The organism is uncultured Thiodictyon sp., from assembly GCA_903837595.1.
GTDB lineage: Bacteria > Pseudomonadota > Gammaproteobacteria > Chromatiales > Chromatiaceae > Thiodictyon.
In genome coordinates, this window is record CAILVI010000155.1 from 45,924 (window position 1) to 59,454 (window position 13,531).

13 protein-coding genes are annotated in these 13,531 nt (G+C 60.4%); 6 read left to right on the forward strand and 7 right to left on the reverse strand.

What is annotated here, in order from left to right:
- Positions 1-165: 165 nt before the first annotated feature.
- From QZY44_RS08440 to QZY44_RS08460, 5 genes are all read right to left on the reverse strand, one after another.
- Positions 166-1,068 carry a YkgJ family cysteine cluster protein gene (locus QZY44_RS08440; protein WP_295444970.1) on the reverse strand — a complete coding sequence of 301 codons (903 nt, stop codon included), beginning with the start codon at positions 1,066-1,068 and terminating at the stop codon, positions 166-168.
- Between the two features lie 161 nt (positions 1,069-1,229).
- Positions 1,230-3,263: an adenylyl-sulfate reductase subunit alpha gene (gene aprA / locus QZY44_RS08445; RefSeq protein WP_295444973.1), complete on the reverse strand. Its 2,034-nt coding sequence runs from the start codon at positions 3,261-3,263 to the stop codon at positions 1,230-1,232.
- Between the two features lie 99 nt (positions 3,264-3,362).
- Positions 3,363-3,839, reverse strand: coding sequence for an adenylyl-sulfate reductase subunit beta (gene aprB / locus QZY44_RS08450; RefSeq protein ID WP_295444976.1), 477 nt, complete (start codon positions 3,837-3,839; stop codon positions 3,363-3,365).
- 41 nt (positions 3,840-3,880) lie between these two features.
- Positions 3,881-5,056, reverse strand: coding sequence for a sulfate adenylyltransferase (gene sat / locus QZY44_RS08455; RefSeq protein ID WP_295444979.1), 1,176 nt, complete (start codon positions 5,054-5,056; stop codon positions 3,881-3,883).
- Between the two features lie 798 nt (positions 5,057-5,854).
- Entirely contained in the window at positions 5,855-7,555 is a 1,701-nt protein-coding gene (locus tag QZY44_RS08460) for a SulP family inorganic anion transporter (RefSeq protein WP_295444982.1), read from the reverse strand.
- A gap of 342 nt (positions 7,556-7,897) precedes the next feature.
- Here QZY44_RS08460 and QZY44_RS08465 point away from each other — a divergent pair, with 342 nt between their 5' ends.
- The 6 genes from QZY44_RS08465 to QZY44_RS08490 all read left to right on the forward strand — a co-directional run bounded on the left by QZY44_RS08465 (position 7,898) and on the right by QZY44_RS08490 (position 12,260).
- Positions 7,898-8,251, forward strand: coding sequence for a DUF134 domain-containing protein (locus QZY44_RS08465; RefSeq protein ID WP_295444986.1), 354 nt, complete (start codon positions 7,898-7,900; stop codon positions 8,249-8,251).
- Between the two features lie 155 nt (positions 8,252-8,406).
- Complete coding sequence (locus QZY44_RS08470; protein WP_295444989.1) at positions 8,407-8,685, forward strand: NifB/NifX family molybdenum-iron cluster-binding protein; 279 nt, start codon at positions 8,407-8,409, stop codon at positions 8,683-8,685.
- A 28-nt stretch (positions 8,686-8,713) separates the two neighbouring features.
- Positions 8,714-9,148: a NifB/NifX family molybdenum-iron cluster-binding protein gene (locus QZY44_RS08475; protein ID WP_295444991.1), complete on the forward strand. Its 435-nt coding sequence runs from the start codon at positions 8,714-8,716 to the stop codon at positions 9,146-9,148.
- Between the two features lie 219 nt (positions 9,149-9,367).
- Positions 9,368-10,687 (forward strand): bifunctional tetrahydrofolate synthase/dihydrofolate synthase, encoded by a 1,320-nt coding sequence (folC, locus tag QZY44_RS08480; protein ID WP_295444994.1) that lies wholly within the window; start codon positions 9,368-9,370, stop codon positions 10,685-10,687.
- Between the two features lie 25 nt (positions 10,688-10,712).
- Positions 10,713-11,309 (forward strand): DUF3365 domain-containing protein, encoded by a 597-nt coding sequence (locus QZY44_RS08485; RefSeq protein WP_295444997.1) that lies wholly within the window; start codon positions 10,713-10,715, stop codon positions 11,307-11,309.
- Positions 11,310-11,462: 153 nt separating this feature from the next.
- Complete coding sequence (locus tag QZY44_RS08490) at positions 11,463-12,260, forward strand: thiazole synthase (protein WP_295445000.1); 798 nt, start codon at positions 11,463-11,465, stop codon at positions 12,258-12,260.
- A gap of 219 nt (positions 12,261-12,479) precedes the next feature.
- Here QZY44_RS08490 and QZY44_RS08495 read toward each other — a convergent pair whose 3' ends face one another.
- Both QZY44_RS08495 and QZY44_RS08500 read right to left on the reverse strand, forming a co-directional pair.
- On the reverse strand, positions 12,480-13,073 hold the full coding sequence (locus QZY44_RS08495; RefSeq protein ID WP_295445003.1) for a hypothetical protein: 594 nt from the start codon (positions 13,071-13,073) through the stop codon (positions 12,480-12,482).
- A gap of 83 nt (positions 13,074-13,156) precedes the next feature.
- Positions 13,157-13,531: cytochrome b/b6 domain-containing protein (locus tag QZY44_RS08500; protein WP_295445006.1), on the reverse strand; the 375-nt coding region annotated here is incomplete at its 5' end.

Here is a 13,531-nt window from a genome sequence, read left to right on the forward strand (position 1 = left end):
CGCCACTGAGGCTTCAGTCATCCCAGTGTGTGCGAAGATAGCCGGCCGCACTCGGGTCCGGTGAACCCGGTCGGTCGCCCTGAAGGGCGGCCGACTGGCCCCTGTGACCGGCCGGATGGATCAAGGCCCGGACACAAACCGCTCCCATGGGGGGGAGCACTTACCTTACTCATTCGGCTCCTCATACATCTCATCCTGCTCCATGGCGCGCCGCACCGCCGCATCGGTCGCAAGCCGCTGCTGCCTCTCCAGGTGGCGTAGCCGCCGCTCTTCCGCCGCTTCGCGGCGCAACGAGATGGTCTCTTCACCAAAGAGCACTTGCCGCAGAAAGCGGAAGCCGAACTGCATCAATTCCACGTCGTCGCACAGAATGGTCTTCAACTCTTCGGCCGGCAGGTCATAGATATCGCTAAACCCTTCGCTCGCCGCAAACTGGCTGAAGCGGTCGATGTCGTAACAGACCATGAAAAAGAGTTCCAGGCTGCGCTTGGACGGTTTACCGATGCTCGGACCGGAGGATTTCTTTTTCAGGATCAACTGACGCCAGCCGCGCGCCAGGTCGTCATAGCCTTCCAGCCCCTGTTCCTTTCGGTAGTCGGCCACGGTGATGGCGCGCGGCTCCTGGTGGCCCAGGCAGTGCGGCTCCTCGACTAGGGCATAGGATGAGGTGTCTGTGTATTCGTCCTGTCGCCGCAGCGACAGCAGTGCGATCGGGTAATAGCGACAGGCGGTCGGTCGGTCTTCGTAGACGCTACAACCCGCGGGAGTCATGAACTGGCAGGCCGTACCATTGGCGACGGGGCGCAGCTTGACTCCGGCAATGCTGTCGTGCTCGATCTCATAGGGGACGGTGTATTGCCGCAGGAACTCGCCTGAGCTGGTTCCGAAATAACGCTTCAGGCGCAGGATGTCATAGGGGGTCAGTGAGATATCGATGTTACTGCAGCAGGCATTCCAGCAGGCGATGCCCGGGCGACACTGGAACGTGATGACCTTGCTGTCATCAAAGGTCTGCGGTACCACCGGGCTGCCGGGGAAGGGCAGGGCCTGGGCCTGGTCATCTTGCATCGCGGTTACCTCGTAATCGATCCACAGGATCAGGGGCTGAAGGCGTTGGTGGCTTGATTATAGCCGCGGCGTCGCGACCAAAGAGCCGTTGATCCCAAGAAAAGGGCCGGCACGCCTTGCGGCGCCCGGCCCTTGCTGCCTTACGGGATGCGCCCGGGGGCTTAGTGTGCCGCCGCCTTGAACAGCTTCGACTTGTCCACCAGGTCAACGTGCTTGCGCTTGAAGCAACTCCACTGCTTGGTGTTCTTGTCGTAGATCGAGTTGACGAAACAATGCCAGTTCTCCTCATCGACAAAGTTCTTGTCGGTGCGGTAATAGAAGCCCGGGTAGCGGGACTCCTCACGGAACTGGATGTGCTTCATGTGGGCTTCCGCCGTGATGATGCGGTGGTAGTTCTCCCAAGCACGCAGCAACTCGTGCAGGTCCTTGGCGCGCATCTTAGCCGAATCTTCCTTGAGCATCCCCAACTTCTCCTCTGCCACCGCCAGCATCTTGTCGTTGGTGTTGTAATAGGTGGAGGTGCCAGCCACATACTCGTCCATGATCTTTTGCAGGCGGAACTGCAACATCTTGGGGGTGATGTAGTGCGGGTTGACGTCGATGGCGGTGGTGTAGTTCTTCTGCTCCAGGAAGTTGCGCACTGGCTGATAGATCTCGGCGGCCAGTTGATCCACCGGGGTATCCAGCTCAGGCGTCCAATCCTTGTTGTCCAGTGCATACTGGACCATGGCCTTGGAGGCCAGACGACCCTCGGTGTGCGAACCAGAGGAGAACTTGTGACCGGAGGCACCCACGCCGTCGCCGGCGGTGAACAGGCCCTTGACCGTGGTCATCGAGCGATAGCCCCAGTTCCAGCCGCGCGGCAGGTGCGCCGGTACATCATCGTAATCGCCTTCGTCGGCCGTGGGGGCGCCGACATCGGTCGGACCCGAGACCCAGATGCCGCAGCAGCCGGAGTGCGAACCGAGCAGGTAGGGCTCGGTTGGGATCAGTTCGGAATTTTTCTTCTCGGGCTCGATGTTCTCGCCGACCCAGATACCGCACTGACCGATACACATATCAAGGAAGTCTTCCCAGGCCTCAGCTTCCAAGTGTTTGACCTCCTTTGGTGAAAGCGTTTCGCGCAGCTTGGCCAGCGCGCTCACCGTATCCATGTAGATCGGGCCGCGGCCTTCTTTCATCTCCTTGAGCATCAAGTGGTTGCGTAGGCAGGAGGCGGGCACGGCGGCCTGCCCATAGGGCGGGTAGTCGTTGAGTAGATCCTTGTTCTTGAGCATGTAGTCTTCGCCATAGGCATTGGTCGCCTTGGCTTTGAACAACAAGAACCAGGCGCCGACCGGGCCGTAACCGTCCTTGAAGCGGGCGGGCACGAAACGGTTTTCCATCATCGTCATCTCGGCACCGGCCTCGGCGGCCATGGCGTAGGTCGAGCCAGCGTTCCACACCGGATACCAGGCGCGGCCCGTGCCCTCGCCCACCGAGCGCGGGCGGAACAGGTTGACGCAGCCACCGGCCGCCAGGAGCACCGCCTTGGCCTTATAAACGTGGATGGTGTTGGTGCGCACCGAGAAGCCGACCGCACCGGCAATGCGCGAGGGGTCGTTCTTGTCGTTGATCAACTTGACGATGAAGACGCGCTCTTCGATACGTGACAGGCCCAGCGCCTTCTTGGCGGCCTCCGCGACGATCCATTTGTAGGATTCGCCATTGATCATGATCTGCCACTTACCCGACCGCACAGGCTTACCGCCATCCTTGAGTAGCGGCAGGCCTTCATTGATCGACTCGGCACCGTCATGGCGCACGCCGTCGTCGTCGGTCTTCCAGATCGGCAGTCCCCACTCCTCGAACAGGTGCACCGAGTCATCGACATTGCGGCCCAGGTCGTAGGCTAGGTCGTCCCGGGTGATGCCCATCAGATCGTTGGAGACCATGCGGGCGTAGTCGGCCGGGTCCTGCTCAGGGCCGATGTACGTGTTGATGGCCGACAAACCCTGCGCCACGGCGCCTGAACGATCCATCGCGGCCTTGTCCACCAGTTTGATCCGCAGTTCGGTGCCGGTCTCAGCTTTGACCGCCTCCGCCCAACGCATCATTTCGTAGGCTGCACCGCAGCAGGCCATGCCACCGCCGATCAGCAGGATGTCGAGCTCTTCCTCGACGACAGCCGGGTTTTCAAAAGTGCCTTGTGACATTGCATTCACCTCTTAACATTGGTTGGAGACAGCGCTGACCCACCGCGGGGGCCACGGCCTGTCCGGCAATTGTTCAGAATCGCTGATGGTGGTAACGGCCTACTTGCGGCGGATCAGTTCGTCCGGCCGGCCGGCACGGTAGCCGCCCATCAGGTCCTTGGTGAATACGCCCGGGGCACTGAGTTCGGCGACCTTGGGCATTGGCTTATTGCCATAGGGATCGATCGAGCCTTCGGCGGTGGTGCGGATCGGGAATTTGAAACGCTTCATGGTGCCGTTGCGGAACTTGATGGTCCACATGATCGAGTCGGAGCCGCGTAGCGGCTGCACCGAGCCGCCGAGCGGCACGATATCGGCGTAGTGCCGCACCTCGATCGCATTCTGCGGGCAGATCTTGACGCAGGAATAGCATTCCCAGCATTGCTCGGGCTCTTGATTCCACGCCTTCATGGCATGCCCGGTGTGCGATCCGTCCTTGTCCAGGGCCATCAGATCATGCGGGCAGATGTACATGCAGGCGGTCTTGTCCTGACCCTTGCAGCCATCGCACTTGTCGGTTCTCACATAGGTTGGCATTACTGTCTCTCCTCATTTTACGTTTTGGGACTTTCACGAGATCACTTGCTATCACGATCGGTGTAGTATTCACGCAGAACGGTGAGCACTTCCGGGCGGCTGAACTCGGGTGGCACTTCAAGCCCTTCGGATAACGATTTGCGTAACTGGGTGCCGGACACCTGCAGCCGGTCCGCATCGGTGTGCGGGCAAGTGCGCCCGGAGGCCATGCCTCCGCACTTGTAGCACCAGAAGGCCACATCAATCTTCAGTGGGTGTGTTTGCAAAGCACCGGCGGGAAGACGGTCGAAGATGTGGTGGGCGTCGAACGGGCCGTAATAGGTGCCCACGCCGGCATGGTCGCGCCCCACAATCTGGTGCGAGCAACCATAGTTCTGACGAAACAGCGCATGCAACAGGGCTTCCCGCGGGCCCGCGTAACGCATGTCGAGTGGGTAGCCGGCCTGCACGACGGTATTCTTGACGAAGTACTTGTCAACCAGGGTGCCAATGGCCTTGGCGCGCACCTCGGCCGGAATGTCGCCGGGCTTGAGGTTGCCTAACAGAGAGTGGATGAGCACACCGTCACAGGTCTCGATGGCGACCTTGGCCAGATACTCGTGCGAACGATGCATGGGATTGCGCGTTTGGAACGCCGCGATCCGCGACCAGCCTAAACGCGTGAACAGCTCGCGGGTCTGCTTCGGAGTTTTGAACAACTCGCCGTATTTTTCGGGGAAGCCACCGGTCGACAGCACCTTGACCGGGCCGGCGAGGTTGACCTCGCCTTGTTCCATTACCAGCTTGACGCCAGGGTGCGCCGGGTCGGTCGTCTGGAACACGGTGGCGCATTCATGCAATTTGTCGATGGCGTACTTTTCGGTGACGCGCATCGTTGCCAGAGTGGTGCCGTCATCCGGGTCCGTGAGGGCGATCTCGCTACCGATCGCAATGGCATCGGCCGCCGTCGTGGCGGCCGAGAGGGTGATAGGGATGGGCCAGAACAGCCCGCTGGCCATTCTCATGCCATCGCAGACGCCCCGCCAATCGGTGTGCGTCATGAACCCGTTCAGCGGCGTGAAGCCGCCAATGCCCAGCATGATGAGGTCGCCTTTTTCGCGCAAACTCACGCGCAGCGTGGGCAGTGTGGCCGCGTGCTTGCGCTCCAGCACGAGTTCCTCACCCTCGAACAGCAGTGGCAGCAAATCGCCGCCACCATGTGGATCAACCAATGTCATGGCCGTTGTACCTCCTTACTATTATTTATATCTTGTCAGGCTGATTTGACTACCCAGTCACGATGGACGGATGCAAAAATGAGATAGCCCGGCTGCGCAAGGTGGACAACTGCCAGGTGGGTGTGTTCGCTGCGTCTGCTGGGGAGTGATGGCGAGCCTCGGCGACGACCGCTTGTATCTGCGCCGAGCATGGGTGGACGATGCGTTGCGAGCTGGCGGCCATACCGGTAGAGCACCCGCGCAAAGACCGCGTTGGCACCGAAACGCTAGCGGTCATCTTCTGCGGCAGCTGGCCAAGGACTCCCACGCCAGACGGGCTGCAGTGGCGTTGCAGCGAATCTCGCAAAAGAGAGTTAGGATGCTCGTGCCGGAAAGACATGGTATCTCTTTGTTTTTGATTTCCTTTTCAGGATAACAGGAAATTCAACCACCGGACACAGGATAAGTAACCGGTAACATACTTATGCGCCTATCTTAGCCACGCGAAGGGTCCCGGGCAAGAGGGCTGATGGCTAAGGCTAAGGTGGTCGGTCTGGGAGTGGCGTGGAGCGGCCGGCACGACAAGGCGTGGCATGGGCAGGTGAGCACTGGTGAACGACAGCGGTGGGGACTGGCCCACCATGATTCGGGTCGGCTCCGTCGCGGTGACCAAGTCGCTTCGTGTGCTGCGACGTCGACGGCGGGCCGACCAGCAGAAATGTCACGAATGAGCGCGCGAACAGGCGGACCCAGTGCAAGGGGGACAGGTTTCAGAACCCTCGACCTGCTCGTCTTCGCCCAGCCAGCGAGCGGCGTTAGTCACGCGAGGATCCGCAGGAGCCGATCAATGGCCTCCCGGTCAGTAGCGAAGAGGTGATCGACCCCGATGTGCTCTTTGAGCCCTGTACGATCGATGACATCCTGGACCTGCCGCTTGATACCGCTGAAAACCAGGGTAATACCGTTGTCGCGGAAGCGGGTGACGAGGTTGCGGAGCATGTCGACGCCCGAGGCGTCGAGATCATTGATCCCGCTGGACTTGATCAAGATATGAGTAATCTGTGGATTTTCCCGTTCCAGTTGCAGCAGGGCATCCTCGAAATAGGAAACATTGACGAAGCGCAACGCACCATCAAAGCGGATGGCGCCGAGCCGTGGATGCATGGGCGGGAGGTTATGGCGCCGGGCATCGCGCAGAGTGGTATCCTGATGCAGGCCAAGGATGGCCACGCGCGGCCGCATCATACGGTAGAGTAGCAGCGACAAAGACAGCAGAATGCCAGTAATGATACCGTTCTGGATATTGGGGGCAAAGGCCAGCGTGGCGACGAAGGTAATGACTGCAGCCACGCCGTCGTCGCGACTGGCTCGCCACGCCTTGCCGATTGCCTGGAAATCGATCAAATTCATCACCGCCACCATGATGATAGCGGCCAGCACCGACTTGGGCAGGTGATAGAGTAGGGCGGTAAAATACAGCAGGGTGAGTAGCACGCAGATGGCCGATATCACCGATGACAGCCCGGTCTTGGCGTGTGCCGCCAGATTGAGTGCCGAGCGCGAGAACGAGCCGCTGACCGGCATGGAATGGCTGAAGGCTGCCGCTACCTTGGCCAGGCCTTGCGCGATCAGTTCTCTGTTTTCATTCCACGGCTCGCGGGTCTTGATGGTGATCACCTTGGCGCTCGACATGGCCTCCATGAAGCTGATCAGGGCGATGACGAAACTGGCCGGCAACAGGGCTATGCTTGCGTGCCAGTCGAGCGGCGGGATGCTCAGACTGGGAAGTCCATGCGGAATGTCGCCGACCACTCGGCCGCCGATCTTAGCGAACTCAATGGCGTAGCTCAACCAGGTCAATAACGCGACTGCAACCAGTACACCAGGAAGCCGCGGGGCATAGCGTTTGAACCCCAACAGCATGACGATAGTTGCGAGGCCAAAGCCGAATGACAGTGCATGCATGGTATTGACGGTAGACACCACACTCCAGATGTCGAGCAGGAAATGCTCCGACTGTTGGGCTGGTATGCCCAGCAGGGTTGGTAGTTGCGACAGGCTGATGATGAGCGCAGCGGCATTGATGAAACCCATCAACACCGGGTGGGACAGAAAATTGAGCAGCACGCCCATGCGAAGCGCACCGAAGGCGATTTGGAAAAGTCCCGACAGCAGGGCCAGCAGGATCACGTAATCATAGAATTGCTCACTGCCATGGGCGGCCAGCGGGGCGACGCTGGCGGCGGTGAGCAGCGAGGTCATGGCAACCGGCCCCGTCGCGAGCTGGCGCGACGAGCCAAACAGGGCGCCAACGATGGTCGGGATAAACGCCGCGTAGAGCCCATAATAGGCAGGCACGCCGGCCAATTGCGCATAGGCCAGCGACTGGGGGATAGCCACTAAGGAAACCGTAATGCCGGCAATAAGATCATCCTTGAGATAGGCGGCGTTGACGGAAAGATACTGACGCGCGGCCAATGGCCATAAAGACAATGGCCCTCGGGAGTGTTTGGTGGACATTTGCTCAACGTGAAACGAGGTGGTTGGGAAAATGGGACAACCTGAATCGGACCCCGGCGGGTATCGGAATACCACACACCGTTTGATGCGTCTTGCAACTTGTCGCTGTGGCCGATTGGAACTGTTACGACTAGGCACTCAGCCTACTTCATTCTACTCCGTCTGCTCGCCGTTTCTCAATGTCAGGCAGTATCGAGCCCGAAGTCGTGCATGGGCACTGGGCCAAAAGTCTCGTTCTGGACCTTGGCCCTACGCTGCCCCGCTGACATTTGTCATTGCATAATGGACATATGTGCGTTTTACTACGCAAAGTTGCGTGACTGCGACCCCACAGGAGCGACTATGCCAGGCCGGAGAAGACGTGCACGCTGCATCGGATTTGCCCCTCGCTTTCTCTGTTTCAAGCCCTGTGGGGAACCGGGCCGTGACATGGAGACCATTACGTTGCGCTGCGACGAGCTGGAGGCCCTGCGGCTGGCTGATTTCGAGGGGCTGTATCAGGAAGCCTGCGCCCAACGCATGGGCATTTCGAGGACCACTTTCTCACGCATGCTCGCGCAAGCGCGCCGGAAGGTGACTGATGCCTTGCTCAATGGCAAACAGTTGATCGTTGTTCTGAACCCGGACGTCGACCAATTACCGAGCTTCGGCGTGGCCGCCGATGAACATGACGTGGAACCGCAGCCCGATGACTGACCTGGAGTCAAAACACTGTGGGTCGCTATACAGGTTGCACAATCATTACTCAAGAAATGCGAACATTAACGATGAAAAAGATTGTCTTGACGGCGAACGACGGGCATGGGCTCGATGGCAAGATGTCCATGCACTTCGGTCGCTGAACCCACTTTGTGCTAGCCCATGTCGATGCGGATAACCGGGTGACAGCGACCGAGGTCCATCCGAATTTCTATGCCGAGGACCATGAGCCCGGGCAGATTCCACGCTATATTGATTCCTTGGGGGCGAATGTCGTGGTTGCCGGTGGCATGGGGGCCAAGGCCATCGACTGGTTCCGACACTTCGGCATCAAGGTCGTGACTGGTGCGCGCCTTGGTGTGGCCGAAACCCTGGATGCCTACCTGGCCGGTAGCGTTACCGGGAACGCCGCTTGCTGCAATCAGCGCTGATTCCTGTATCCCAACGGAGCACTTGACCATGAAGATTGCCGTCTCTGCGACCGGTACTGGATTGGATTCCAGCGTGGACCCCAGCTTCGAGCGCTGCGCCTATTTCGTGATTGTCGACACCGATTCGACTGCCGTGAAGGCGACCGCCAACCCCTTTCGCGAAGCAGTCGACGCGGCTGAAACCCAGGCCGCCCAGTGGGTCCTTGCTCAAGGGGTGCAGGTGCTGATGACCGGGCGCTGCGGACCAACGGCGGCAACCGTCCTGGCGGATGCGGATATTTGTGTCATTGAAGGCGTTTTCGGTAACGTGGGTGCAGTGACCGCGTCAGTTCAGGGGGTGGTTGCTCCAACCACAGGCGGAGCGGGCTTCGGCCCGAGGCAACCAGGGCGCGAGTCCGACGGCGGCCTGTGCCGGTGGGTCGGCGGCTGGCGTGGGCAGGGAGATGTTCGGTGGCGCGGCTGAGGACGTGGAATGGGCCGGGCTGGCCGCGGCTGATCGATCCCGCTCGCCGCCCGTTCTGGCGCACGCTGCGTGACAAAGTCACTGACTCTAACCGATGTGTCGGCTAAATTTGCTTCCCCCTGAGTATTCGCCAGATTGCTATAGAACAGCTGCGTTGCCACTAATGACAATGACCAACGACAAGGACTTGCAGGACCTCCTGTCAGTCTCGCCGCGACCATGAACGCGTCTGACCAGTGGACCCTGGAAGAATGGCTCGCCTGGCAGACCACCCTGGCCGAGAATCGCATCGGATGCGGTTTGGAGCGGGTGCGGGAGGTCTGGTCAAGACTCGGCCCTGCTCAGTTCGATTGTCTCATCATCACGGTTGGTGGCACCAATGGCAAGGGCTCCTGCGCGGCTTACCTCGAGGCGATTGTCAATGCCGCGGGCTATACCGCGGGCTGTTACAGCTCCCCGCATCTGCTGCGCTACAACGAGCGGGTGCGCATCGGCGGCGCAGCGGCGTCGGATGTGGACCTCTGCGAGGCATTTGTCCGGGTCAATCAGGCGCGCGGGACCACGCCGCTCACCTATTTCGAGTTCGGGACCCTGGCGGCATTGGACCTTTTTTCGCGCGTCGCGCCGGACCTGGTGATTCTTCAGGTGGGTTTGGGCGGACGGCTCGACGCGGTAAATCTGCTCGACGCGGATTGCTCGGTGGTGACTTCAATCGGCCACGACCATCAGGCCCAGCTCGGTGACACCCTGGACGCCATCGCCCTTGAGAAAGCGGGGATCTTCCGCGCCGACCGGCCGGCCATCATCGGTCAGCCGGATGCCCCCGCGGCCCTGCGTGCCGCGGCACAAGCCTTGGGTGCAAACGTACTCCAAATGGGCCGGGAACTCAGCTGCGAAACGGCCACCGAGGGCAGCGGCTGGGTCTGGACAGGGGCGGATGGTGAGCGCCTGTCCCTGCCGACGCCGGCGATGCGCGGTACCTTCCAGCACTATAATGCGGCTGCCGCGATCACTGCCTTGCGCGTCCTGCGGGCGCGGCTCCCGGTACCGATGGCTGCCATTCGCACGGGTCTCGGACGCGCCCGCCTGCCGGGTCATTTCCAGGTTCTTGCGGGTGATGTCACTTGGATACTGGATGTCGCGCATAATCAAGAAGCCGCCTTGGCCCTGGCAACGAATCTGCGTGGATTTAACTGTCCCGGTAAGGTGCGGGCGGTATTCGGCGTGCCGGCGGATAAGGACCCGGAGTCCGTGACCACGCCCCTGAGTTCGCTCGTAGACACCTGGTACTTGACCGCAAGCGGGGATGCCCGCGCCATGCCAACGGCGCAGCTGGTGGAGCGGCTGGCCGACGCCCTCCCTGGAGCTACGCTTGAGGTATACCCCACGGTCCGGTCGGCCTTGGACGAGGCCCTCGCGACATCCGCGCCGGGCGACTGTCTACTGGTCTGTGGTTCATTCACCACGGTGGGCGAGGCACTCACCCACAAGGACGAATTATCCTCTCCAAGAATGCTGATCTCGTCATTGCCATTTTAGTCAATTAACCTCTGAGAGCCTTGCCATGCGTCCGATCACCATCGTCACAGTCGCTTTACTGCTCGCTGCCGGACCTCTGGCCGCGGAACCAGCGGTATCGCCGGTCTCGTCCACTACCCCCAATCCGAACCTGGCGCAGGCCAAGGCATTGACTCAGGAATTTGCCAGCACCCTGAGGAGCGAACTAGAGGCAGGCATCAAGGCCGGCGGCCCCATTGAGGCCATTGGGATCTGCAAGGACCGGGCACCGGAAATCGCCGCCCAGATATCCGCTAAATCCGGCTGGGATGTCCGGCGGGTGAGTCTCAAATGGCGCAACGCCAAAATCGGGCGGCCGGACGCCTGGGAACAGCAGGTATTGAGTAAGTTCGATGAGCGCAAGGCGGCCGGTGAGCCCGTCGAGACCATGGCCTTCGCGGAGGTGGTGGAACAGAATGGTGCCAGGAAATTCCGCTTCATGAAGGCGATCCCGACCGGCGAACTCTGTCTCGCCTGCCACGGCAAGCAAATCACACCGCAGGTCGCCACGGCCTTGGACCAGGCATATCCACGGGATCGTGCCCGTGGTTATTCGGTCGGAGATGTCCGCGGGGCTTTTTCCCTGACCAAGTCAATTCAATAAATAATGCACCCTGCACCCCAGTATCACACCATGAAGTAGCATTGTTGTCGCCTTTTCCCCGACACTCGCGCATCAACGACTCCGGAAAAACCGGGAATCGCGGGTTTAATCACGTTCAAGCAACCCATTCTCGTTCAGCGGAAACCTCCCCTCATGTCCCAAACCCTCGCCCAATCCGATCGCTTAACTATCGCCGGCAAGGAATACAGCTCCCGCCTCCTCGTCGGTACCGGCAAATACAAGGACCTGACCGAAACCGCCAGTGCGATTGAGGCGAGCGGCGCGCAGATCATCACCATCGCCGTGCGTCGCACGAACATCGGCCAGACCCCCGGGGAACCCAATATCCTGGACGTACTGCCTCCCGAGCGCTATACGATCCTGCCCAACACCGCCGGCTGCTACGACGTTGATTCCGCGGTGCGCACCTGTCGCCTGGCCCGTGAACTCCTGAACGGCCACAATCTGGTGAAGCTGGAGGTCCTGGGGGACGCGAAGACCCTGTTCCCGGACGTGGTTGCCACCCTCGCGGCAGCCGAGACCCTGGTCAAGGAGGGATTCGACGTCATGGTCTACACCAATGATGACCCCATCATTGCCAAGCGGTTGGAAGATTTGGGCTGCGTCGCAGTGATGCCCTTGGCGGCTCCGATCGGCTCCGGGCTCGGCATCCGTAATCCGCTGAACATCCTCACCATCGTGGAGAACGCCAAGGTTCCGGTCTTAGTGGACGCCGGAGTAGGCACCGCCTCTGATGCCGCGGTGGCCATGGAACTGGGTTGCGCCGGGGTGCTGATGAACACCGCCCTCGCCGCTGCCCGGGACCCGGTGCTCATGGCACGCGCCATGCGCAAGGCCATCGAGGCGGGGCGCGAGGCCTACCTCGCCGGACGCATGACCCCCAAGCGCTTCGCCTCCGCCTCCTCACCCATGACCGGATTGTTTTTCTGATCCCAGCCTGGGGTCCAAGGCCCGAGCCTTGGGCTCCCTGTCGCCCGCCAGGTGCAGCCGCGGGCGCCAAACTCTGCCGTTCCGGTTCAAACGTTAGCCCCGCTGTCTGCGATCAAGTGGCGCAGGGGGCGCTGGAAGTGGTTTATCAGGTTTTTCGCGCCCACCAAAGGATACATAAGGAGGACACCTTTCGGCTACACCGAGAGTGTTGCAGATGGCTCAGACCATGATCCCGCGCGTGCGAAGCTGGGCGCGAATGATCGGATCAGTACGGTTTTTCGAGGTCGCCGCCTTCATAAAGACCACGAGGCGGTCGATGTCGCGGATTATGCCCAGCAGATCATCATTGTCTTCATTATTTCCGCTGATCGACCCGAATGCAAGATCCATCAACACTTGGTCATGGCGGGCAATGCCGATCGCGTAGGCCACATAGCACGCGAGGCCCGGGTGTCGATAGTGGACATGGACCGCGTAGCCCCGCCATGCTTTGAGCCATCCCTCCCACTCGGCATCCGATATATCGTGGCGATTCGTACGCAGAAACAGAATGGTCTTGATGAATTCTTCACGCCATTCCCACGGCGGCGTCTCGCCTTGCGAACGCAACCGGTCGATCGCTTTTCCATGATGCACTTGACAGTGATCGCACTGATAGTAGATTGCAAGGGCGTAGGCAATATATTCGCGCTCCAGCTCGTCCAGGATAAAGGGGTCGGACTCGTCCGGTACCCCCGTGATCGCGTGTGCATGCAGTTCGTTCAACACATCGTTGAATGGCTGACCTTGGATCGGTTTGCGTATGGTTACCATCTGTAGCTCTCTGAAGCAACTCGTGTGGATAGATCGTGCGTATGGTTGTGCTCCTGGGCGAGGATATCAACACAACAATGGCGTCAACGAATGCGGCCGGGCTCGTCCTTGACGAGGTAGGCCTCCTCCTCTGGGCTCAGGTCGACGTCGTCGAAGCCGGTCACCATGGGGGCGACATGGTGCAGGAAAGACCCGATGGTCAGCATATAGACGTGCGTGATCACGAAGGCCAGGATCGCATACGCGGTGGCGGTGTGGACCAGGGCCACCCGCTCCAACCAGATCGCCGCACCGGGGGTATCACCCCAGACAAAATACAGTAAATAGATGATCCCGGAGGCCCAGATGAGCGGGAACAGGATGATCTTCAGTGCCAGGTAGGCGATGGCCTGGAGCGGGTTGTGTTTGCGCCAATACGCCTTCCGGTAGGGGTGGCGCTCACCCTTGAAAATGCCGTA